The sequence below is a fragment of the Kitasatospora sp. NPDC048662 genome (genome assembly GCF_055587065.1).
This window is the reverse complement of sequence record NZ_JBVJHA010000004.1, coordinates 333,476-355,316: the sequence shown is the minus strand read 5'-3', so window position 1 is coordinate 355,316 and position 21,841 is coordinate 333,476. Positions and strand designations below refer to the sequence as shown.

The following is a 21,841-nucleotide window of genomic DNA, read 5'->3' as shown; positions in this document are numbered from 1 at the left end:
CTCAGCCCCGCACTCTGGGATCGATCGCGGCGTGCGCGGCGTCCACCAGCAGGTTGATGCCGACGAAGGAGGCGCCGACGATCAGCACCCCGCCCTGGATCAGCGGCAGGTCGCGGGCGGTGAGCGCGTCGTAGAGCAGGCGGCCGAGGCCGGGCCAGGCGAACAGGGTCTCCACGAAGACCACGCCCTCCAGCAGGTAGGCCAGTTGCAGGCCGCCGATGGTGAGCAGCGCGGGCGAGGCGTTGTGCGCGCAGTGGCGCAGCACCGCGGCCCGGCCCAGGCCGCGGGCGCGCAGGCCGTCGGCGAGCTCGCCGTCCAGGACGGCGGACAGTGCGGCGCGGTGGACGCGCGCGGTGAGGCCGAGCGGGACGAGGGCGGCGGCGGTCGCGGGCAGCAGCAGGTGGCGCAGCAGGTCGCCGGGCCCGCCGCCGGAACCGAACGCGTCGTGGGTGCCGCCGGCCGGGAGCAGTTGCCAGTGGACGGCGAACACCGCGATCAACAGCAGCGCCACCGAGTACTGGGGGGCGGAGACGGCGAGGGTGGAGGCCGCGCCGCACAGGCGTCCCCACCGGCCGCGCGGGCGCAGCGCGCCGAGGGTGCCGAGCAGGACGCCGCCGGCCAGGACGAGGGCGAACGCGGCGGCGGTGAGCGTGAGGGTCTGGCCGATGGCGGGCAACAGCAGTGCGGTGACCGGGCGTTGGGTGGACGTCGAGGTGCCGAGGTCGCCGGTGAGGGTGTGGCCGAGCCAGTCCAGGTAGCGGACGGGCAGCGGCCGGTCGAGGCCGATCCGTTCCGCCAGGGCGTGCCGGGCCTCGGCGGGTGCGCCGGGGCCGAGGAAGGCGGTGACGGGGTCGCCGGGGACGAGTGCGACGGTGGCGAACACGACGGCGCTCACCCCCAGCAGGGTGGGTACCGCGAGCAGCAGGCGGCGCAGCAGGAAACGGGTCACGGGGTGCTCGGGTCGAGACGGGCGCTGTCGGACATCGGCGGGCAGGTCCTCCGGTTCGGCGACGGGGCGGGGGCACCAGGGCCGGTCTTCAGACGGCCCTGGGTGCGCTCGGTGCTCGCGGCGCGGCCCGTCGGGTTGTCCACGAGGGTTGCGAACAGTGCGCGTGGGCAGCCAGCCAGGCGTTCATGCTGGTACCGGTGGTCATAGGAGCAGCGGGACGGGGTATCGCGCTGGGGCCGACTCCGGGGCTGCGGACCGTCCTTGACCGCCCCTCGACGGCCTACATACGATTTCCGGTATGGCATATCGGCGGACCGACTTCACCCTCTGGGGGATCGGCGGCTCGTGGCACCGCAGGTGCTTCGACGAGACGTGTCGCCCCGGCACGGTGCGCCGCCCCCGGGCCTGACCAGGCCCCGGCGGCCGTCCGTCCTCCGCCGGGATCCGCGTGCCGCCGTCCGGCCGCCGCCGATCCCCACCTCCCGTGCCGGGCCCTGTGCCCCGGCCCGCCGCCTTCGAGGGGACCGATCCGCCATGCACTCGCACCCCGTCACGCCCTCCCGCCGGGAGGTGCGGTGCCCGCGCTGACCCGTGGCTCCACCCGCGCCCTGCGCCCGCCCACCCGGCGTGGCACCCGGACCCTGGACGCCCTGCACACCGAGATCGACAACCCGCTCGACCTGCTGGCGGGCCATCAACTGCTGACCGACACCGCCCCCGCCTGCGCCTGCGGCCACCCGCTGTGCCCGTCCGGCGGCACCCACCGGCCGGACGCGACCCGGATCTTCCTGGTCGAACGCCACCCGGTGGTCAGCGCCGGGCTGCGCAGCGTCCTCGCACCCGATCCGGGCCTCGCGGTGGTCGGCACCGCGACCGACGCGGCGCACGCGGTGGCCGCCGTCCACCGGGCCCGCCCCGATCTCGTCCTGCTCGGCCGGGGAACCGGGCGGGGCACCGGTCTGGACGCCGACCTCGCCGCCGTCGCCGCACTGCGCCGGCCCGAGGGCGCGCCCGACGCGCGGGTCCTGCTGCTGCGGCGCGCCGCGACCACCACCGAGGCCAGCCGCATCCTGATGGCGGGCGGCAGCGGCTGCTTCCCGCTCGACCTGCCGCCCGAGCGCATCATCGACGCCGTCCAGCTCGCCGCCGCGGGCGCGACCCTCTTCCTCCCCGCCCCCACTCCGCTGCGCCCGCACCCCGCCCCGGCCGAACGTCCCCTCGATCAGGCCGGCCTGACCGACCGCGAACGCCAGGTCCTCACCCAGCTCGCCCTCGGCCTCAGCAACGCCGAGATCGCCCGCCGCCTCACCCTGGCCGAGGCCACCGTCAAGAAACACCTCACCCATGCCATGCGGAAAACCGGCCAGTCCGACCGCCTCCGCGCGGCGCTCTACGCCGTCCGGCACGGCCTGACGGGCTGAGCGCCCGCGAGGACTTTCCGGCCCGGACGCCCCGACCACCGGAAGGTGCTGCCCGGTCGGGAGTTCGAGCAGCCGGTGGCTCCCGGCCGCCCGTGGAACACCGCGCCGTCGTGCTCGGTGAACGGCCGCAGCTCGCGAAACCGGCTCCCGGCGAGCAGTCGCGACCGCAGCTGCGGCCACTCGCGGGCCGGCGACTCCACGGTCGGCGGGTAGCCGGTCCGGTGCCGGTCACTCCTGAGCGTCGGGGCGACTCCACTCCAGCTCCAGGACGAAGTGGGCGTCACCGGTTCCCTTGGCGACGACGAGCCCGGCCTCGGCCGTCAGGCGGATCCCGAACTCGGCCCGGATGCGTTCGGGGCTGCGGGGCAGGTCCGCCAGCCGTTCCAGCAGGGCTTCGGCGACGTGCCGGACCCGGCCGAGCCCCGATTCGAAGGTCTCGGTCGAGGACTCGACCAGCGCGTCGCCGCGGCTCGCCCGCAGGACGCCCGTCCCCTGGCCTTCGGGCAGTTCGACCAGGATCTCCTTGCCGCTCTCGAAGGGCACGCTGAGGTACACCCGATTCCTCCCCTGGTGGATCGCCGGCCGGGCCCCGCGCGGGCCGCCGGTCTCCGTCATGGTAGGACGCGCACGGCCGGGACGCCGACTCTTTGCACCGGAACTCCTTTGGCACGTCCGGGAGTTGGATCAAGGAGCGACCGGCGGGTGTCCGTCACTCCCCTCTCGTTCCCGCCACCGCGCGGCGGGTGGCCCGGGCGGTCGTGGCGGCCGCGGCGGCCAGGGTGACGGCCGCGCACAGGGCGGCGGCGGCCAGCAGCTCGGGCCAGGCGACAGCGGTGTGCGGGGAGGTCAACAGGCGGGCCAGTGCCACGTGTTGGGTCAGCGCGGTGAGGGCCGTGGCGGCCGCGGCCAGCACGACTCCGGCCAGGACGGCGATCGCGGTTTCGGCGGCCGTCACGGCGACGATCTGACGGCGCACCGCGCCCGCGAGCCCCAGCAGCGCGAACTCGCGGCGGCGTCCGGCCATGGCCATGGCGACGGTCCCGGCGACCGAGATCAGCGCGTAGGCCAGTGCGACGCCGAGGATCACCACGGCCGCGTTGTCGGTCTGTTGGGCGGCCCGGGCGTGCGCGGCCGCCAACTGCTCCTGTCGGGTGGTCAGTTGCGCACCGGTACCGGCCAACACGTCCCGGACCGAGGCGAGTTGCCCGGCGTCCAACCGACCGTCCGGCCCGTCGAGGTACAGCATGGTGGGCGCTGCGGCCCCGATCAGCGACGCCGACAGGTATGCCTCGTCGCCGCCGAGCCCGCGCGCCACCACCGCCGCGACCACCACCGGAACACGGGCACCCGTCGGCAGCAGGGCCACCAGGTGGTCGCCCACGGCGATGCCGTCGGCCTCGGCCGCGTGTTCGTCGATCACCAGGAAGTCGGCGGGCAGCGCGGCCGTCGACCCCTCCCGCACCGGCGGCGTGAACGTCCGGCCGAACGCCGCCGCCGGCACCGCCTGTACCCGCAGCGAGTCGAGCTGCTCGCCCTGCGGCGTACCGATCTTGACGTTCAGCGAGGTCACGGGCGTGACCCGGAGGCCGGGAACGGCGGCCAGGCGCTCGGCCAGACCCGTCGCCCCGGGTGGCGCCAGCACCACGTCCGCCGCCCGCACCTGCTGGCGCTGCCGGGCCAGCACGGCGGCGTCCGCACTCTGCTGCACCGTCAGCAGCGTGCCGACCAGCCCGACCGCGACCACCACCGGCGCCACCGTCGCGGCCGTGCGCCGCCGTTCGGTCAGCAGGTTCTCCCGCACCAGCATCGGGCCGGCCTTCGCGGAGCGCCGCAGCGGCCAGGTCAGCATCCGCACCAGCGGCGGCACCACCACCGGCGCGAGCAGCGCGAACGCGCCGACGTACAGCACCGGGACGGCCTGGTACTTGCGGGCACTGGCCGCCAGGTACGGCTCGGTCCGGGCGAGGACGGCACCCGTGACGACCGCGCCGACCAGCAGCGCACCACCCAGCAGCAGCCGCACCGGCACCCGGCCGCGCCGCTCCACCGCGCTCTCCCGCAGCGCCTCGGCCGGGCGGATCACCGACACCCGCACCAGCGTCGCCGCCGAACCCGCCAGTGCGGCGGCCACCCCCAGCACGAACGCCACCAGCAACGGCAGCGGGTGCACGGGCACGGTGAACCAGGACGGGGCGACGTCGTGCCGCAGCATCCAGCCGCGCAGCGGACCCACGGCGAGCGGCGCGAGCGCGCAGCCGAGCAGCGCGGCGGCCGTACCGATCAGCGCGGCCTCACCGAGCACCAACCGCCGCACCTGCCGGGGCGCGGCCCCGACCAGGCGCAGCAGGGCGAGTTCGCGGCGGCGCTGCTCGGTGGCGAACGCGAAGGTCGCGACGACCACGAACACGGCCACGCAGACGGCCAGTCCGGTGGTACTCCCCGCCATCGCCTGCGCATTGGCCAGCGCCTGCGCGCCGCCGGTGTCGTCGGGGTCGAGCCGGGTCCGGTCCCGACCGGCCAGCACGACGGCCCGGTCACCGACCAGCTCGCGCAGCCGAGTGTCCGTCAGGTTGCTCACCAGGGCGTTGACTCCGGGCGACAGGCGCTGCGCCTCGGCGTCGGTGAAGAACGCGGCCCGCTCGAACCAGCGCCCCTCGGTGACGCCGACCACCCGGTAGCGTCCGGCCCCCGTCTCCACCTGCCGCCCGATCAGCTCCGCCCCCGCGCCGCTCAGCACGGTCTCCTCGGGTGCCAGCGGCGGACGTCCGGCGCGCAGCCGGTAGCCGGCGAACGCGGCCGAGGACCACGGGTGGCCGGTGGCGTCGCCGTCGATCCGGACCGGGAAGCTGCGGTCGGCGGTGGCGCCGGCTTCGGTCAACTGCCGTACCAGGCCGGCGTCCAGCACCGCCGGGGCCTTCATCGGCCGTCCCCCGAAGCCTGCCGGGGCGACGACCGTGCCCGCCTCCCGGAAGCGCTGCGGGCCGGGGTGCGGGGTGCCGAAGGTCGCGGTCAGGACCAGCGCCATAGTGCCGATCATCGTGGTGCCGAGCGCGAGCGCGACGAACGCGCCGAGGAAGCTCGTCCAGCGGCCCTTCAGCGTGGCCGCCGCCAGCCTCAACACGCCTGCTCCCCCGCCTCGCCCGGCTCCAGCGCGGCCATCCGCAACGCGACCGCCTCCGCCGTCGGCTCGTGCAGCTCGCCGACCACCCGCCCGTCCGCGAGGAACAGCACCCGCTGGGCGTACGAGGCCGCCACCGGGTCGTGCGTCACCATGACCACCGTCCGGCCGTGTCGCTCCACCACCTCGCGCAGCAGCGCCAGCACCGCCCGCGCCGCGCGCGAGTCCAGGGCGCCGGTCGGCTCGTCCGCGAAGATCACCTTCGGCCCGGCGGCCAACGCCCGTGCGATCGCCACCCGTTGCTGCTGCCCACCCGACAGCTCGGCGGGCCGGTGGTTGCCACGCTCCCCCAGACCGACCTCGGCCAACCGCCGGTCGATCTCCACCGGATCGATCGGCCGCCCGGCCAACCGCAGTGGCAGCTCGACATTCTGACGGACAGTCAGTACCGGGACCAGGTTGAACGACTGGAACACGAACCCCAGTTGCTCCCGGCGCAGTTCGGTCAGCGCCCGCTCCGACATCCGGTGCACGGGCGAACCGTCCAGCAGCACCTCCCCAGCATCGACCGGCTCCAGCCCCGCCGCACAGAGCAACAGCGTCGACTTCCCCGACCCCGACGGCCCCATCACCGCCGTGAAACTCCCCGCCGCGAACCCGGCGTCCACCCCGTCCAGCGCCCGCACCACCCCCTCGCCCCGCCGGTACGCCCGCCGCACCCCGGCCAGCCGCACCACTTGCTCCCGCGTCACACCATCACTGTTCACCGACCGGACGCTAGGCCCCCGCCCCTCCCCGGCACCTCCGGGAAGCCCCCTGATCCCGCCCCTGAACCACCCCTGACGGCCACCAGGGTCGGCGCCACGACCGGCTCCCGCCCGTCACACAGCACAGCGCCACAGGAGGCGACCGCACTGTCCGCCAACAGCAGTCCCGTGACGGCCAGTTCGCGGGCGCATCGCGGTCGGCGGCGGTGCGGGAGTCGGGCGGCTGGCGGCGGTGTCCCCGAACGCTGTCCCCGCGGTCGAACTCCGAACCGGGGGGCAGGTGTTCAGGACCGCGCCGGCACATCAGGACTGCCACCGCCGACAGGCCGTGGCCGTTGTCCCGCAGGGCGGTCCGGTGGGCGAGGACGACCCTCCCTCGTCCGCGATCACGTCATCGACCGCGGCACCGCCCGGGGCCGGATCGTCGCCGACGTGGCCGCTGATCGGGTGGCCGGCCCCGTGGGGCGGGAGTGTCGCGGCCGGTTGTCCGACCGGGTGACCCAGTCTCGTCCCCAAAAGGAGGCGATGACCATGACCCCCGTACGCCGCTCCAGGCTTCTCACCCCCGCCCTGCTCGCAGCCGCCCTGCTGACCGCCGCCACCGGATGCGGCAGCAGTGGCAAGCCTCCTGCCGCAGCGGGCAGCCCCACGGGCGGTGGGCCGTCGGCGACCGTCACGGTGACCGAGAAGGAGTACTCCCTCACCTTCTCCCAGACGCAACTCACGCCCGGCAGCCACACGTTCGTCGCCCACAACGCCGGAACGACGGACCACGCGCTGGCCATCTCGGGCCCCGGCGTCTCCACCACGCAGACCTCGACCATCCCCCCGGGCGGCGACGCGCAGTTCACCGTCACACTCCAGCAGGGCAGTTACGAACTCTGGTGCCCGATCGACGGCCACAAGGCCCTCGGCATGGACGCCCACATCCAGGTCGGCGGGGGCGGGACAGGCTCGCAGCCACCGGCCACCGCCACCACACCGACCGGCAACGGCTACTGACCCAGCCCTGGCGCCGAGCGGCCGTCTCCCGGCCACCGCCAGAACGCAGGGCCCGACGGCCTACCGGCGCACGGAACACTCGGGCGGTGACGACCGAGCCGGTCCACCGCGTCTCACCTGCCGGTGGCCACCCCGTCCTCGCCCTGGTGCGCCGCAGTGGGGTGGCGGGTGACCGGGTATCCGATCTCGTACGCATCGGCCGACATGCGGGTGTCATTGACCTCCACCACGGTCCCGTCGGGGGCGGCGGCGGTCCGCAGAATGCGAAGCACCGGCGTGCCCCTGGGGAGGCGGAGATCGGTGCCGGCCACTACGGCGGCCAGAGCCGTCCCGGACCGTCATCTCTCCTTCACCGAACACCTCTGCCCCACAGACCGTGGCACGCCGGTCCTCGTGACTTCCACCCGATCGGGGCGGACCCCGGGCTCCGCAGCGGGTTGCAGGTCCGCCGTCCCACCCACGCGCTGGGCAAGGTGATCGACGTTCAGGCCGCAGGTGGGACGTTCCCCATCACCGGCACCGGCTGGCCCACCCGGGACGGCTCCGGCATCCGGGACTCCCTGCGCTGGCGCGAGGTCCGCGACGGCGTCATCGGTGACGACTGAGCAGGGCTATTTTCCGAGGCGGGACGCGTTCGCGGCGCGGCGGGCGAAGACGTCCGCCTGGCGGTCGGCCATCTCGCGGAGGGCGGACTTGCGGGCGCGGGCCGGGAGGCGGTCGAGGTAGAGGCGGCCGTGGAGGTGGTCGGTCTCGTGCTGGAGGCAGCGGGCGAAGTAGCCGTGGCCCTCGATGGTGAGGGGGCGGCCGTGGAGGTCGAAGCCGTGGGCAACGGCATGGTCGGGGCGGGCGAGTTCGCGGTGGGGGCCGGGGACGGAGAGGCAGCCTTCGGGTTCTTCGAGCAGGCGGCGGTGGAAGGCGGGGGTCTCCTCCAGGACGGGGTTGGCGAGGTGGCCGACGTGGCGCACGCCCCAGTCGTCGGTGATGTCCCAGATGAAGAGCTGGAGGTCGACGTCGATCTGATTGGCGGCCAGGCCGGCGCCCTCGGCGATGTGGTTGGTGGCGAACATGTCGTCGACGAGGCGGGCGAGTTCGGGGGTGCCGAACTCGGTGACGGGGCGGCAGCGGCGGTGCAGGACGGGCTCGCCGACCACGGTGATGCGGCGGACCGCGCCGCGCACGGTCTCGGGGGCGAGCGCCGGGTAGGCGTCGACGGGTTCGCCCTGGACGCGGACCCGGCGGTCCTGTGGGGCATCGGCCATGGGGGTACCTCAAATCGACTGTCGGACTGACGGCTTGTCATCTGCTCTGCAAAGTAGCACGCTTTGCAAAGTGACCGATGAGATTCGCGAGAGCCCCAGCCCCCTGCCGCCGGGCGTCCGGCGGCCGCTGCCCGACCACCCCGTCCGGATCGCCCTGCTCGATCTGCTGGCCGAGGCCGGCACCGTGACCTCGACCGAGGCCGCCGCGCGGCTCGGCCTCAGCTCGGGGCTGTGCTCGTTCCACCTGCGGCAGTTGGCCCGCTACGGCCTGGTCGAGGAAGTCCCGCAGGGCGGCCGCGCCCGTCCGTGGCGCCTGCGCTGGGAGACCGACGCCACGCCCGCGCCGCACCCCGTCCACGCGACCACCGAAACCGCCCAGACCCCCGAGGCCGCCGAGACTGCCGAGGCCGCCGAACCGTTCACGGCGGTGCTGCACCTGACGCCCGCGGAGGCCGAAGAACTCGACCGAGCGGTCCGGAAGTTGCTCAGCAGGTACGCCGACCGGGAGCACCGTCCGCGCAACGCCCGGCCGTACGCCGCAGCCGCCCGGATCGTTCCGCTGCTGCCCGGCTGAGGGCACCACGGAGGCGACGAAGGTCGCCCCGGGGGGATCCGTTCGGGGCTTCTGGGGCCCGGTGGGTGCTGCCTAGCGTGGCGGGCAGGACGCAGCCGTGCGGGTCGGAGGGAGAGCACCGATGGGCGTCGTACCCGAGCGCAGGACGGGGCCGGACGGGGTCGCACTCCTGCCGGTGGACAAGGAACAACAAGAGGCAGCGGAGAGTTGGCGCTCGCCGTACCGGTCGATGACGGACGGCGAGCGCTCCGCGCTCTGGCGGCGGCGCCTGCACGAGGCCGAGGCGGGGCTGACCAGGTACCTGGTGAGTCTCGGCGATCAGCCGCAGCTCGCGGAGTGGTTCGCCTTGCAGGGCGAGATCTTCGCCGATCTGCCGGACGGGGCCGCGCCGTCCGCGCAGTGGCAGCGGTTGTTCTTCCGCGGGCAGGCGCTGATGGAGCGGTTCCTGGTGCGGCACTACGGCGAGCGGGTGCTCGCGGCGTGGGCGGCGTCCAACGCGGAGGTGCACCGCGCCGTCGAGCCGGACCACGGCCGGGGTGCGGCGGATCCGATCCACCGGATCGCCCGGCAGGCCGAACTGTACGGCTCCGACTACGAGTTCGACGACGCGCGGCCGCCGGGCCCGCAGCGCGCGGCGCTGACCATCACGCACTGCGCGATCTGGGACTACCGCGAGCAGGCCCGTCGCAGCGGGGTGACGCTCACGCTCGCCTCGCCGTGCACGTACTGCACGCACGCGCTGTCCGCGAACATCCGCGCCAAGGGCTTCCGCCCGGCGCACCGCCTGCTCTCGGGGCCGGCCGGCCACGGCTGCCACTGGGAGGCGAGCGTCGACACAGCAACCGACGGGACGACGGGGGCATCCTGATGTGCGGAGTGACGGGCTGGCTGGACTGGGCGGAGGATCTGCGGCCGCACGCGGAGACGGTCCGCCGGATGACGCGGACGCTGGACTGCCGGGGGCCGGACGCCGACGGGGTGTGGCTGTCGCGGCACGCGGCGCTGGGCCACACCCGGCTGGCGGTGATCGACCTGGCGGGCGGGCTGCAGCCGTTCACCGACGGCGAGCCGGTCCGGGCGGTGCTGGCGTACAACGGCGAGCTGTACAACCACCGTGAGCTGCGGGCCGAGTTGGAGTCGCACGGGCACGTGTTCCGGACCCGCTCGGACACCGAGGTGGTGCTCCGCGCGCACCTCCAGTGGGGGCACCGGGCGCCGGCCCGGTTCAACGGGATCTTCGGGTACGCGCTGTGGGACGCCCTGCGCGAGGAACTCCTGCTGGTGCGCGACCACTTGGGCATCAAGCCGCTCTACTGGCACCAACTCGCGGGCGGCGGCGTACTGTTCGGCTCCGAGCCGAAGGCCGTGCTCGCAAACCCTTTGCTGCCCGCCGAGTTGGACGCCTCCGGCATCGCGGAGCTGTTCGCCCTCCCGGCCGCGCCGACCGCCGGGCACGGCCTGTTCCGCGGCCTGCGGGAGGTCCGGCCCGGGCACCTGGTGCTGGCCACCCGTCGGGCGATCAGCGAACTCCCGTACTGGCAACTGGAGTCGGCCCCGCACCTGGACGACGAGCGGACCACCCGGGCCACCGTGCGGGCGCTGCTCGCGGACGCGGTGGAGCGGCAGTTGGTCAGCGACGTCCCGCTGTGCACGCTGCTGTCCGGCGGCGTCGACTCCTCGGCGATCACCGCCCTGGCGGCGGCCGCCCGGGAACGGAACGGCCAGGAGAAGATCACCAGCTTCTCGGTGGACTTCCCCGGCAGCGCCGACCGCGCCCCCGACGCCTGGCGCACCGGCCAGGACGCCCCGTTCGTGCAGGCCGCCGCCGCGCACATCGGCACTGTGCACACCAGCGTGCTGATCCCCGACGACGACCTGCTGGACGCCCGCGCCGCCGTGCTGCGGGCCCGCGACCGGCCCGGCTGGGGCGAGATGGACGCCTCGCTGCACCTGCTGTTCCGCGAGGTGCGCCGCCGCTCCACGGTCGCACTGTCCGGCGAGGCGGCGGACGAAGTCTTCGGCGGCTACCCGTACTTCCACGACGCCCCGGCACTCGCCTCCGGCACCTTCCCCTGGCTGCACGGCCGCGCCACCCCGGCCGCGCTGCTGCGCCCGGAGGTGCGCGCCGAGGTCCGGCCGGCCGAGTACACCGAGGCCGCGTACCGCGGCGCTCTCGCCTCGGTGCCCCGACTGGACGGCGAGGACCCGGCGGCGGCGAAGGTGCGGGAGACCTTCCACCTGGCGCTGACCCGCTGGCTGCCGCCGCTGCTGGACCGGGTGGACCGGGTGTCGATGTCGGTCGGGCTGGAGGTGCGGGTGCCGTTCTGCGACCACCGGCTGGTGGAGTATCTGTGGAACGTGCCATGGGAGTTGAAGTCCCCCGGTGGCCGCCCGAAGGGGCTGCTGCGGGACGCGGTGCGCGACCTGCTGCCGCCGCAGGTGGCGGACCGTCCCAAATCCGGTTACCCGTCCACCCCGGCGGTGCGCTACACCGAGGTGCTGACCGCCCGCGCCCACGAGCTGCTGGCCGACCCGGCCGCGCCGGTGTTCGACCTGGTGGACCGGGAGTTGGTGCGCCGCCACCTCGCCGAGGGCCGGCCGCTGCCCGGCCCCCGCACCGCGCCGAACCCGGTCGGCGGCCTGGACCACCTGGTGCAGGTCGACGAGTGGCTGCGCGCCTACCGGGTCGGCCTGCGGTGAGCGCGCCCGCCCGTGCGGCGCTCACCGAGACCGCGTTCCGTTCGGCCGCCCGGCACTGGCCGACCGGCGTCGCCGTGCTCACCGTCCGCTGGGCGGGCGTCGAGTACGCGAAGACCGTCTCCTCCTTCAGCACCCTCTCGCTCGACCCGCCATTGATCGGCGTCGCCGTCTCCCCGCACAGCCCGCTGACGGCCGCGGTACGCGCGGCGGGACGCTTCGCCGTCGCCGTCCTGGGCGAGCAACAGGCGGCGCTGGCAAGCCGGTTCGCCACCCCGGGCGCGGGCCGGGCGATCGGCCGCTTCACCGACCTGGCCACCCTCGCCGACCCGACCGGCGGGCCCGTACCGGTCGGCGCGCCGGCCTGGTTCGACGCCCGGCTGTACGCCGAACTCCCGGTCGGCGACCACCTGTTGCTGGTCGGCGAGGCCCTCACGGCCGGCGAGACCCTCACGGTCGGCGACGCTCTCACGGCCGGCGAGGGCACCGGCCGCCCGCTGCTGCACCACGCCGCCCGCTACCGGCAACTCGGCCCCGAGATCACCCCAACCAACCGCCCCGCGCAAGGAGTTGACGCATGACCCTGCCGCCCCCGGAGCCGCGAGGCCTGCTCACCGGCGCCCGCTACCTGGCCGAACTCGACGACGGCCGCGAGCTGTACCTGGACGGCCGGCGCGTCGCCAACCCCGCCGTCCACCCGGCGTTCCGGCCCGCCGCCGAGGAACTCGCCCGCCTGCTCGACCTCCAGCACCGGCCCGAGCACCGCGAGTTGCTCACCTTCAAGGACCCGGAGACCGGCCGGCGGCTGGCCCGCGCCTACCAACCGCCCACCAGCCTGGAGGAGTTGCGCGTCCAGCGCCGCAGCGCCGAGTTCTGGCACGCCGAGGCGCTCGGCCAACAGGGCCGCTCCCCCGCCTTCATGGCCTCGATCGCCGTCGGCGTGCACGACTTCCGCCACCAACTGGCCACCGCCGACCCCCGGTTCGGGGCCAACGCCGAAGCCTGGTACCGGCATTGCGCGCAGAACGACCTGGTGCTCTCGCACGCGCTGGGCGACCCGCAGATCGACCGGTCGGCGAACCCGCTGGACGATCCCGACCTGGCGCTGCGCGTCCTGTCGGAGAACGAGCAGGGCATCGTGGTGCGCGGCGCCAAGCAGCTCACCACGCTCGCTCCGCTGGCGCACGAGGTGCTGGTGTACCTGTCGGCGTCCTTCGCCCAGGGCCGGGCCGAGCAGTTCGTGGTGTGGTTCGCCCTGCCGCTGAACACCCCCGGCCTGATCACCCTGGCCCGCGAACCGCTCGGCACCGCCCCGTGGGGGCACGGACACCCGCTCGGCGCCCGCTACGACGAGCAGGACGCGATGCTGTTCTTCGACGACGTCCTGGTGCCGTGGGACCGGGTGTTCCTGCTCCGCGATGCCGACCTCGCCCGCCGCGGCCTGGCCCGGATCAACGCCTGGAGCGCGTACGTCGGCCACATCCGCTACCGGGAGCGCCTGCGCACCCTGCTGGCCACCGCCACGCTGCTCGCCGAGTCGATCGGCGTCAGCCAATTCCGCAACATCCAGGAGGACTTGGGCCGACTCGCCGGGTACGCCGAGCTCACCGAGTACTTCCTCGACGCGGCCGAGAACCGCGGCGCCCTCACCGACGCCGGCCTGTTCGCCCCCGGCGACACCTTCGCCTCCCGGGTCTGGTCCGCCGAAGTCGCGGGCCACGCCGTCGAGATCGTCCGGAAGATCGGCGCCTCCGGCCTGCTCATGCAGCCCTCCCCCGGCGACCTCGCCAACCCGCGACTGCGCCCGCACCTGGACCGGTACATGCGCGGACGTGACATCGACGTCGCCCTCAAGTCCCGCCTGTTCAGGCTGGCCTGGGAGCTCACCGGGGACGGCTTCGGCCAGCGCCAGGACCTGTACGAATACGTCCACCGCGGCGACCTCGCCCGCAACCGCATCACCGTCTTCCACCGCTACGACCAGTCCGCGACCAGGGCCCGCCTGCTCGCCCTGCTCGACGACCCCACCGCCAACGCTCAGGAGGCCCGCGCGTGAGCCCGTCCGCCGTCGAGATCCAGGCCCGCACCCTCGCCGGGTACGCCGACGCCAGCCGCCTGCGCCAAGTCCAGGACCGCGACTGGGTGTTGGACCGCGTCACCGGCACCCCCGAGACGCTGATCGACCTGGGCAGCGGCATCGGCCAGCTGCTCGCCACCGCCCTGGACCGCTTCCCCTCGCTGCGCCTCGCCGTCGGCCTGGAACGCTCCGCACACCGGATCGCCGAAGCCACCGACCGGCTCGCCCCGTACGGCGACCGGGCCGTCCTGCACTCCGCCGACCTCACCGCACCCGAGCAACTCCCGTACCGCGCCCAGGTGATCACCCAGACCTCGGTGCTGCACTGGCTGTACCCGGACGAGGACCGGATCTTCGCCTGGGTCGCCGCCCACCTCGCCCCCGGCGGACGCTTCCTGCTCACCACCTACCACCCGGCCCGCGACGCCCACGGCCTGGGCGGCGAGGACGAGTTGGTCCGCGAGGCACTCACCGCGCTCGGCACCCCCGCCGCCGACGTCCCCGCGCTGCTCGCCGCGCACGGCGTCCTGCCGATCGCCACCCGCACCCGCACCGTCGACGACCTGATCGCCGTCCTCGCCCCGCACCTGCGCCTCGCCGGCCACGCCGAACGGGACGCGACCGTGACGGTCGACTCGGCCGCGCAGTACGAGCACTTCCACGCCGCGACCTTCGGCGACTACTACGCCCGGGTGCTGCCCGCGGAACGCCGCGCCGACTTCTACCGGGCCGTCGGGGCCGCCGCGTGGCGCCGCCAGGACACCCGCGGTCAGGTCAGCCACATGCCGGTCCGGCTCTGGGAGTTGACGGCACATGAGGAGTTTGTTTCAGGAACCGGAAGCCGCCCGCCACGCACCTAGGCTGAGGCGACGACCCCGGAACCACCCGCGACGAGGAGCCGCCCGTGTCCACCCCCGCCGTCAGTCAGGAGCTCGGCGCCTTCCTGCGCGCCCACCGCGAACGCCTCCAGCCCTCCGATGTCGGACTCACCGCCACCGCGAGGCGGCGCACCCCCGGGCTGCGCCGCGAGGAGGTCGCCTCGCTGTCCGGCGTCGGCCTGGCCTGGTACACCTGGCTCGAACAAGGCCGCGTCACCGCCTCCCGGCAGGTCCTGGAGGCGGTGGCGCGAGCCCTGCGCCTGGACGCGGCCGGCCTGCGGCACGCGATGCGACTGGCCGGCTACCACGAACCCGCCCCCGCGCAGCTCGCCGCCGAACGGCTGGCCGACGCGGTCCGCCCCGTCCTCGACTCCTGGACCGCCAGCCCCGCCGTCCTGCTCGACCGGCACTTCGACCTGCTGGCCTGGAACGCCGCGTGGACGGCCCTGTGGGGCTCCCCCGAGAAGGTCGGCGCCGACCGCCGCAACCTGATGTGGCTGATGGCCGTGGACCGCCACCTGCGCACCGTCCTGCACGACTGGGAACCGCTCGCCATGAACGTCTTCCAGCACTTCCGGGCCCAGGCCGGCCCCGCGATCGCGGATCCCCGCACCGACGAGCTCTACCGCCACCTCGAAGCCGACGCCCCCGACCTGCGCCAATGGTGGGGCTGCCACACCGTCGCCGAACTCACCGCCCGCGAGGTGGTGGTCTCACCCCCCGCGAGCGGCGCGGTCCGACTGACCCTGAGCTCGTTCCACCCGGTGGACGATCCCTCGGCACTGGTGCTGCTGTTCACCCCGAACACGGCCGCGGACCTCGCCCGGATGACCGACCTGACGACCCGCCCGCTGCGCGCCACCGCGTAGTCGCACCCGTTCAGTGCCCCTTGCGCAGTGTCCGGGTCACCGACTCCCCGTCGGCCGGGGTGAACGGCCCGTCCGGCCGGTGGCCGAGCGCCGCCGCGAGGGTGTGGACGTGCAGGTCGACGGCGGACTCGACGAGTTCGGCGAGGTGTTCCATGCTCTCGCGGCCCCGCCACCGGCCGAGTGCCAGCACGGCCGTGCCGATGGCGGCTGCGGGCCACCACCACAGGCCGAGGGCGAGGTAGAGGATGCCCCAGGCGGCCGTTCGGGCGGCGGTGGTGAACGCGGTCTGTGCTTGGGCCAGCGGCACTCGCACCTCGTCCGGGAGGATCAGCCAGAGCCGGGGCCAGACGGTGGCCAGGTCGAGGTCGTAGGCGGTTCGGACGCGTTCGCCGACGGCGAGCATCCGGTCGCCGGTCCAGGTGGGTCGCTGGGGCCGAATCGACGCGATGCGGTCGCGGGCCGCAGCCGTCGCCACGGTGTCCGGTGCGGTCACGGGACCCGGGCCGGGCTGCCGCGCCGAGCGCAGCAGCCGTGCTTTCTCCCGCAGGGCGTCCTCGTGGCGGGCGGCAGCCTCGTCCCAGCGCCGCCGGCGCCGGCGTACCAGTGGCCGTCCGTACCGGCCCCAGGGGCCGGTCCAGATCCGGACCATCAGCTGTTCGATTCCCTGGGCGGCCGCGGAGGCCGCCACGGCCAGGGTCACCAGACCGAGCGTCACCAGCAGGGTGGCGGCACCGCCCCGGGCGGCGGGCGAGGCGGCCAGCCGGTCGAGTTCGGCGCGCAGCAGGGCCGTGTCCGACCAGTGGCCGTGGCCGAGTGTCAGGGCCACAGCGGCGGCGCCGACGAACGCCACTCCGGGCAGCATCAGGGTGACCAGCCACCGCTCCGCGAGCTTGCCCCCGAGCGAGGCGAGCCAGGAGTTCACCGTTGCCGGTCCGTCCGGAAGCGCGGCAGCGGACTCGCCCACACCGCGCACCTGGGGGCCTGGGCGGCTCCGGGCCGGGGGATCTCGACCCGGTCGCACAGATCGCCGGGGCAGACGTACACCTCCTCCAGCGGTCGCGCCGGGCCGAGACCGGGCAACGGCTGGAAGGGGGCCTGCCCCGGTTCGCCCCGGACGGTGGCTTCGCCGACACCGGCGAGCCCCTCCCGCCTGAGCATTTCCGCCAACTCGGCGATGGTGTCGCGGACTTGTTCGTCGGTGGTGTTCCTGGCCCGCAGCCTGGCGAGCACCCCGGTGAACTCCGGTCCGACCAGCTCGTCCACCTCGACCAGGTCCTCGCACATCCGTGAGAGTCGGGCGGATGTCTCCGGCGTGACACGGACCCGCGCCGCCGGCTCCCGATGGCCCATCCCCGTCCCCTCCCCGTCCGCGCCTCCCGACCGCAGGCCCGGACAGTGCGCCCGCGATCACGCGTATTGTCGAGCGTAGTCGAGAAGTTGACGGTCCGACAGATGATCGGCGGCAGCGGGAATGACTCGAGATGACGGCACCTGGTCGGTGCAGGCGCGCATCCAGGAGGCGCAGCGCCTGATCGCGGAATACCAGCGGGGACTCGGGGACGGGCGCCTCTTGGACAGCGCGGAGCAACTGCTGCACAGCGTCCGCGGCCCGGTTCCGGCGATGGCCCGTGCGACGGTGACACACACCCTCGGCATCGTCGCCGTTCTGCGCTGGGAGTCCACCGGTCTGCGCGAGCGTCTGGCCGAAGCCGTGACGCTGTTCCGCGTCGCGCTGAACGAGGTAACGGGCCCGGGGTCCGAGCCCGCCCCCGTGTTCCTGGTGAGCCTGGCGCAGGCCCTGCTCCAGCACGGCGGCGGACCGGCGGAGCTCGACGAGTGTGTGACGGTCCACCGGCGGCTGCTGGCCGTGGGCAGCGAGGCCGATCCCCGGTACGTCGATCACCTGCACGGCGCCACCGAGGCGCTGAGGGCCCGGTACCGCTCGACCCGGCAGCGCGCCGACCTGGTGGAGTGCCTGGAGCTGTACCGGCGGGAGGCCGAGCTGCTGCCGGCCGGGGACCGGCTCCGCGCCGAGGTCCTGCGTGCCAGGGCCGGCGCTCTCGACGAGCTGTGCCAACGGGACTCCGGACGGCCCGTCGCCGACGAGGCGGTCGCGGCCTGGCGGGCCCTGCTCGCCGTCCCGCCGACAGGTCACCGGGAGCGCCCGGCGGACCGGTTCCGTCTGGGCGCCGCCCTGCTGCGCCGCTACAAGCGCGCTCCGGCGCGGGAGGATCTGGAGGAGGCGGTGCTCGTGCTCGACGCCGCCTATCGGGAGGCGCCGCACCCGGGCGGCGGAACCGTGTCGATGGCGATGGCGCTCTGCGAAGCCCTGACGGCCCGCGCGGCCGTCCGGGAGTCCGGCGGGTCCGCCGCCCACGATCTGGACCTCGCTCTGGCGGTGCTGCGTCACGCGACGGGCGTGCTCGGTCCGGAGAACCCCGACTCGGTCGCCCTCGGGGTGATGACCACCATGACGCTCCGCAGGAAGTACGAGGCGACCGGTGGGATCGAGGTGCTCGACCTGGCCGTCCGGGAAGGCCGCCGGGTGCACGCCGCCGCCCGCAGCGTCGACCGCGGCAACCTTGCCGTCGCCTGCGGAACCCTCGCGGAGGCACTGCTCGCCCGCCACAGACTGACGACCCGCCCGGACGACCTCGACGAGGCGATCGCCCTGTTGCAGGCGGCGACCGCCAGCGCCTCGCCCGCCAACCGCACGGGTCTCGCGCAGACCCTCGCGAACTGTCTGCTCGCCCGGGCGGCGGGCACCCGGCACACCGGCGACGTCCAGGACGCCATCGCCGTCCTGCGCGCGGCCAGGGACGCACTCGGGCCGGGCGACCGGTCCGGCCGGCATGCAGGACTGTCCATGAGTCTGGGCAACGCGCAGCTCAGACTGTTCGAACGTACGGGTGACCCCGCCTTCCTCCTGCGCGCCACCGAGGAGTACGGGGTCGGGCTCGACTCCCTCGACCCCCGTGATCCGCAGTACCGAGGCGCCCTGGCCGATATGGCCCACGCACTGCGCACCGCTCACGAACTCACCCGTGCCCCGGAACTGCTGGATCTCGCGGTGGGCCACTTCCGCCGGGCCTTGGCGCTCTGCCCGGCGGAACACGAGGAGCGCTGGCTGCACCTCGACAACCTGGGCTATGCCCTGCGCAAGCGGTACGACGCCACCGGCGACCTCGCCGACCTGCGGGAGTGCACAACTCTCCTGCGGGAGGCGGTCGCCACGTTCCCCGCGCAACACCCCGGGCAGATGGCCGGTCGTCACTCGCTCGCCCAGGCGCTGCGCGCGGAGCATCTGCACACCGGAGACCTGGCACTGGTCCGCGAGGCCGCCGAGGTCTCCGCCGCGGCCTCGCGGGTGCTCACCGCCCGGGTGAGCGACCGCATCGTGGCCCTGGACAACCTGGGCCACTGCCGGGCGACCCTGGGCGACTGGCCGGGTGCGGCCGACGCCCTGGGCGACGCCGTGGCGCTGCTGCCGCGACTCGCTTCGCGTGACCGGTTGACCATGGATCAGCACCACGATCTCGGCGGCCTGTCGGGGGTGGCCGGCCACGCCGCGGCCTGCGCGCTCAACGCGGGCCGGCCGGAGCGGGCGCTGGAGCTGCTGGAGCAGGGCCGCGGCATCCTGCTCGGACGCCGGCTGGCGGCCGGCGACGGCCTCGCGCCGCTGTGGGCGGCCGACCCGGACCTGGCTCGCGCCTTCGCCGACCTGCGGCGCGCGTTCGATCCACCCGTCCCGGGCCCCGGTTCCGGTCTTCGTGCGGCCGCGCCCTGGGCGTCCGGCCGGGGCGGCGGCCGCGAGGCCGAATGGGCCCGGTTGCTCGACCGGATCCGCGCGCTGCCCGGTCTCGGCGACTTCCTGCGGCCCGCCACCACCGGCGAACTGCTGGCCGCGGCCGCCGGAACCGCGGTCGTCCTGATCGTGCCCGCCAGGTACCGCTCCGATGCGCTCATCCTGCGCGACGGGCGCCTGGAGGTGCTTCCGCTCCCGGAGTTGACACCGGACGAGGCCGCCGACCGGGCCGAGGCGCTGCACGCGGCCGTCGCCGAGGCGCATGACCTGACGGTCCGGGCAGGCCATCGGCTGGCCGCGCAGCAGACGGTCCGCGAGGTCTTGGACTGGCTGTGGACCACCACCGTCCGGCCGGTGCTCGACCACCTCGGCCACCGCACGCCACCACCGCCGGGCGCGGCCTGGCCGAGGGTCACGTGGTGCCCGACCGGGCCGATGGCGTTCCTCCCGCTGCACGCGGCGGGCACGGATCCCGGCCGGTCCCGGGCCGACCGGGGAAGAGCCCGGCGCGGACCGGACGAGTCGGGGTCCGCGCTGGACCGCGTGGTGTCCTCCTGCACGCCGACCGTCGAGGCGCTGATCCGGCTCCGCTCACGCCCGCCGGCCCACCCGGCACGGCGCAAGTCGTGCGTGGTCGCGATGAGCACCACGCCCGGTGGGTTCAGCCCGTTGCCGTCCGCGATCCCGGAGGCCCGGATCGCGGCGGCCTCGCTCCCGAACGCGCGGACGGCGGCGGACGGCGGCGCCAACCGCGCCCGGGTGCTCGCCGAGCTCTCCGACGCCACCCACGCCCACTTCAGCTGTCACGCCGTCGCCGACCCGGCGAACCCCGGGGCGGGGCGGCTGCTCCTCCACGACCACGCCGACCGGCCGCTCACGGTCGGCGACATCTCGGCGATCGGCCTGGACCGGGCCGAGTCGGCCTACCTCTCGGCATGCTCCACGACCCGCCCCGCGCCCCGTCTCGGCGACGAGGCCGTGCACATCACCGGGGCGTTCCTGCTGGCCGGCTTCCGGCATGTCATCGGCACTCTGTGGCAGACGGACGACGCCGCGGCGCTGGAGATCGCCCGGCAGTACTACGCCGCGCCCGGGGCGCCGCCGTTCGCGCTGCACACGGCCGTCCGTGCGCTGCGCGACCGCTACCCCCGCACACCGACGCTCTGGGCGGCGCACATCCACACGGGGGCGTGACCCGACGGCGCGCGGACGGACCGTCCGGCCGCCGGGCCGGGGCGCGGCCCCCGGCGTCGGTCATTCCGCGCGCCCACCGCCCCGCAGGCGTGCCAGCGTCTCCCGGGCTGCCACGGTGTCGGGGTGGGCGGCGCCGAGGGCCCGCTCGTGATCGGCCAGCGAGGTCCGGGCCTGGTGTTCCGCCTCGTGGTGGTCGCCTGCTGCGGACAGCATGCTCACGAAGGCGGCCTGCGCCGCCAGGGTCTGCGGATGGCGGACACCGAGAGCCGACCGGTACTCGGCGACCGTTTCGGCCATGACCCGGACGGCCGCATGGGGCTGTCCCTCGCCGAGAAGAGCGTCGGCCAGACCGTGACGGGCGTGCAGCACCACGGGATCCCTACGGCCGAGTGCCTTCTCGGTGTCGTTCACCAGCCGCTCCGCCAGGCTCACGGCCTCACGGGTCCGGCCGAGGCTGATCAGGACCGTCACATGGTTGCTGCGGGCCTGGAGCGTGGCCGGGTCCGTCGGCCCCTTGGCCCTTTCCAGTCCGGCCGCCGCCGCGGCACAGATCTGCTCCGCGTCGTCGAGCCGCCCCTGGCCGCGCATCGCGCCGACCAGTTTCATCCGGGCGAGCAGGGTCTCCGGGGCGTCCTCGCCCAGCGTCCGGACCATGCCCGCGACGACCGGGCGCAGGACCTGCTCCGACTCCGCCGGCCGGCCGAGCTGGAGCAGGAGTTCCCCCAGGTTCATGCCGCTGACCAAGGTCTCGCGGTCGTCGGGGCCCAGAACCCGGCACCTCTTCTCGTACACCGCCCGCTGCAGCCGCTCCGCCTCGGTGTACTCGCCGCGGATATGGAGCGCGAACGCCAGGCTGTGTTCACTCGCCAGGGTGTCAGGGTGGTCGGGCCCGAGTGCGAAGCGCTTCGCTGCCAGCAGCTCGCGGTGGATCGTCACCGCCGTCCCCGTCTCACCCTGGTCCACCAGCATCCGGGCGTAGGCGGTACCGATGCGCAGGGTCATCGGGTCGGTGGCACCGTACTGCTCCACGGCCTGGTTGTACCTCACCGCCAGGCTCATCAGCGGCCCGAGCTTCACCTCTATGACGGGCGTTCCGTGCGCCTCCGTCGTGCTCGTCACGGTGAAGGGCTCTTCCGGGCCGCCGCCCTGGCCCGTCTTCCGCTCGGCACCGCCGTTCCTTCCGAAGAACCGACGCCATCCGCCACCGCCCACCGCTGCCCCCTCGGTCTCG

20 protein-coding genes are annotated in these 21,841 nt (G+C 74.7%); 11 read left to right on the top strand and 9 right to left on the bottom strand.

The window, feature by feature from the left end:
- Position 1 precedes the first annotated feature (1 nt).
- A complete protein-coding gene (locus tag ACZ6R9_RS14905) occupies positions 2 to 949 on the bottom strand; it encodes an ABC transporter permease (protein ID WP_380478019.1) in 948 nt (315 codons plus the stop codon).
- A gap of 575 nt (positions 950 to 1,524) precedes the next feature.
- Here ACZ6R9_RS14905 and ACZ6R9_RS14900 point away from each other — a divergent pair.
- A complete protein-coding gene (locus ACZ6R9_RS14900) occupies positions 1,525 to 2,370 on the top strand; it encodes a LuxR C-terminal-related transcriptional regulator (protein ID WP_380478020.1) in 846 nt (281 codons plus the stop codon).
- A gap of 228 nt (positions 2,371 to 2,598) precedes the next feature.
- Here the strand turns inward: ACZ6R9_RS14900 and ACZ6R9_RS14895 are convergent, their stop codons facing one another.
- The 3 genes from ACZ6R9_RS14895 to ACZ6R9_RS14885 form a co-directional block, all read right to left on the bottom strand.
- Positions 2,599 to 2,925 carry a CU044_2847 family protein gene (locus tag ACZ6R9_RS14895; protein ID WP_380478021.1) on the bottom strand — a complete coding sequence of 109 codons (327 nt, stop codon included), beginning with the start codon at positions 2,923 to 2,925 and terminating at the stop codon, positions 2,599 to 2,601.
- A gap of 154 nt (positions 2,926 to 3,079) precedes the next feature.
- The gene (locus ACZ6R9_RS14890) at positions 3,080 to 5,491 is read right to left on the bottom strand and encodes an FtsX-like permease family protein (RefSeq protein WP_465538444.1); all 2,412 of its coding nucleotides are present in this window, start codon (positions 5,489 to 5,491) and stop codon (positions 3,080 to 3,082) included.
- A complete protein-coding gene (locus ACZ6R9_RS14885) occupies positions 5,485 to 6,240 on the bottom strand; it encodes an ABC transporter ATP-binding protein (protein ID WP_465538443.1) in 756 nt (251 codons plus the stop codon). The genes ACZ6R9_RS14890 and ACZ6R9_RS14885 overlap by 7 nt, the downstream gene beginning before the upstream one ends.
- 546 nt (positions 6,241 to 6,786) lie before the next feature.
- Between ACZ6R9_RS14885 and ACZ6R9_RS14880 the strand changes: the two genes are divergently transcribed.
- On the top strand, positions 6,787 to 7,257 hold the full coding sequence (locus ACZ6R9_RS14880) for a cupredoxin domain-containing protein (protein ID WP_465538442.1): 471 nt from the start codon (positions 6,787 to 6,789) through the stop codon (positions 7,255 to 7,257).
- Between the two features lie 113 nt (positions 7,258 to 7,370).
- Here ACZ6R9_RS14880 and ACZ6R9_RS14875 read toward each other — a convergent pair whose 3' ends face one another.
- Positions 7,371 to 7,568, bottom strand: coding sequence for a UTRA domain-containing protein (locus tag ACZ6R9_RS14875; RefSeq protein ID WP_465538441.1), 198 nt, complete (start codon positions 7,566 to 7,568; stop codon positions 7,371 to 7,373).
- 162 nt (positions 7,569 to 7,730) lie between these two features.
- Between ACZ6R9_RS14875 and ACZ6R9_RS14870 the strand changes: the two genes are divergently transcribed.
- Positions 7,731 to 7,862: a hypothetical protein gene (locus ACZ6R9_RS14870; protein ID WP_380478026.1), complete on the top strand. Its 132-nt coding sequence runs from the start codon at positions 7,731 to 7,733 to the stop codon at positions 7,860 to 7,862.
- Between the two features lie 6 nt (positions 7,863 to 7,868).
- Here the strand turns inward: ACZ6R9_RS14870 and def are convergent, their stop codons facing one another.
- The gene (gene def / locus ACZ6R9_RS14865; RefSeq protein ID WP_465538440.1) at positions 7,869 to 8,516 is read right to left on the bottom strand and encodes a peptide deformylase; all 648 of its coding nucleotides are present in this window, start codon (positions 8,514 to 8,516) and stop codon (positions 7,869 to 7,871) included.
- A gap of 70 nt (positions 8,517 to 8,586) precedes the next feature.
- Between def and ACZ6R9_RS14860 the strand changes: the two genes are divergently transcribed.
- The 7 genes from ACZ6R9_RS14860 to ACZ6R9_RS14830 all read left to right on the top strand — a co-directional run bounded on the left by ACZ6R9_RS14860 (position 8,587) and on the right by ACZ6R9_RS14830 (position 15,611).
- A complete protein-coding gene (locus ACZ6R9_RS14860; protein WP_465538439.1) occupies positions 8,587 to 9,090 on the top strand; it encodes a helix-turn-helix domain-containing protein in 504 nt (167 codons plus the stop codon).
- A 121-nt stretch (positions 9,091 to 9,211) separates the two neighbouring features.
- Positions 9,212 to 9,958 (top strand): hypothetical protein, encoded by a 747-nt coding sequence (locus ACZ6R9_RS14855; RefSeq protein WP_380478029.1) that lies wholly within the window; start codon positions 9,212 to 9,214, stop codon positions 9,956 to 9,958.
- A complete protein-coding gene (gene asnB / locus ACZ6R9_RS14850) occupies positions 9,958 to 11,790 on the top strand; it encodes an asparagine synthase (glutamine-hydrolyzing) (RefSeq protein ID WP_380478030.1) in 1,833 nt (610 codons plus the stop codon). The genes ACZ6R9_RS14855 and asnB overlap by 1 nt, the downstream gene beginning before the upstream one ends.
- Positions 11,787 to 12,368, top strand: a complete 582-nt coding sequence (locus ACZ6R9_RS14845) for a flavin reductase family protein (RefSeq protein WP_380478031.1) — start codon at positions 11,787 to 11,789, stop codon at positions 12,366 to 12,368. The genes asnB and ACZ6R9_RS14845 overlap by 4 nt, the downstream gene beginning before the upstream one ends.
- The gene (locus ACZ6R9_RS14840) at positions 12,365 to 13,843 is read left to right on the top strand and encodes a 4-hydroxyphenylacetate 3-hydroxylase N-terminal domain-containing protein (RefSeq protein WP_465538438.1); all 1,479 of its coding nucleotides are present in this window, start codon (positions 12,365 to 12,367) and stop codon (positions 13,841 to 13,843) included. Before ACZ6R9_RS14845 ends, ACZ6R9_RS14840 begins: the two co-directional genes overlap by 4 nt.
- Positions 13,840 to 14,724 carry a class I SAM-dependent methyltransferase gene (locus ACZ6R9_RS14835; RefSeq protein WP_465538437.1) on the top strand — a complete coding sequence of 295 codons (885 nt, stop codon included), beginning with the start codon at positions 13,840 to 13,842 and terminating at the stop codon, positions 14,722 to 14,724. The genes ACZ6R9_RS14840 and ACZ6R9_RS14835 overlap by 4 nt, the downstream gene beginning before the upstream one ends.
- A gap of 44 nt (positions 14,725 to 14,768) precedes the next feature.
- Positions 14,769 to 15,611 carry a helix-turn-helix domain-containing protein gene (locus ACZ6R9_RS14830; RefSeq protein ID WP_465538436.1) on the top strand — a complete coding sequence of 281 codons (843 nt, stop codon included), beginning with the start codon at positions 14,769 to 14,771 and terminating at the stop codon, positions 15,609 to 15,611.
- A 10-nt stretch (positions 15,612 to 15,621) separates the two neighbouring features.
- Here the strand turns inward: ACZ6R9_RS14830 and ACZ6R9_RS14825 are convergent, their stop codons facing one another.
- A complete protein-coding gene (locus ACZ6R9_RS14825) occupies positions 15,622 to 16,533 on the bottom strand; it encodes a hypothetical protein (protein ID WP_465538435.1) in 912 nt (303 codons plus the stop codon).
- Positions 16,530 to 16,895, bottom strand: coding sequence for a hypothetical protein (locus tag ACZ6R9_RS14820; protein ID WP_465538434.1), 366 nt, complete (start codon positions 16,893 to 16,895; stop codon positions 16,530 to 16,532). Before ACZ6R9_RS14820 ends, ACZ6R9_RS14825 begins: the two co-directional genes overlap by 4 nt.
- A gap of 187 nt (positions 16,896 to 17,082) precedes the next feature.
- On the opposite strand from ACZ6R9_RS14820, the gene ACZ6R9_RS14815 reads away from it, so the two are divergent.
- A complete protein-coding gene (locus ACZ6R9_RS14815) occupies positions 17,083 to 20,610 on the top strand; it encodes a CHAT domain-containing protein (protein WP_465538433.1) in 3,528 nt (1,175 codons plus the stop codon).
- A 60-nt stretch (positions 20,611 to 20,670) separates the two neighbouring features.
- Here ACZ6R9_RS14815 and ACZ6R9_RS14810 read toward each other — a convergent pair whose 3' ends face one another.
- Positions 20,671 to 21,729: a tetratricopeptide repeat protein gene (locus ACZ6R9_RS14810; protein WP_465538432.1), complete on the bottom strand. Its 1,059-nt coding sequence runs from the start codon at positions 21,727 to 21,729 to the stop codon at positions 20,671 to 20,673.
- Positions 21,730 to 21,841: the final 112 nt, after the last annotated feature.

What these genes read in the sequence shown, in the direction of transcription:
- def (WP_465538440.1), bottom strand. Translation starts at nt 8,516, where the DNA reads ATGGCCGATGCCCCACAGGACCGCCGGGTCCGCGTCCAGGGCGAACCC.
- ACZ6R9_RS14820 (WP_465538434.1), bottom strand. Translation starts at nt 16,895, where the DNA reads ATGTGCGAGGACCTGGTCGAGGTGGACGAGCTGGTCGGACCGGAGTTC.
- ACZ6R9_RS14840 (WP_465538438.1), top strand. Translation starts at nt 12,365, where the DNA reads ATGACCCTGCCGCCCCCGGAGCCGCGAGGCCTGCTCACCGGCGCCCGC.
- asnB (WP_380478030.1), top strand. Translation starts at nt 9,958, where the DNA reads ATGTGCGGAGTGACGGGCTGGCTGGACTGGGCGGAGGATCTGCGGCCG.
- ACZ6R9_RS14880 (WP_465538442.1), top strand. Translation starts at nt 6,787, where the DNA reads ATGACCCCCGTACGCCGCTCCAGGCTTCTCACCCCCGCCCTGCTCGCA.
- ACZ6R9_RS14855 (WP_380478029.1), top strand. Translation starts at nt 9,212, where the DNA reads ATGGGCGTCGTACCCGAGCGCAGGACGGGGCCGGACGGGGTCGCACTC.
- ACZ6R9_RS14815 (WP_465538433.1), top strand. Translation starts at nt 17,083, where the DNA reads ATGACTCGAGATGACGGCACCTGGTCGGTGCAGGCGCGCATCCAGGAG.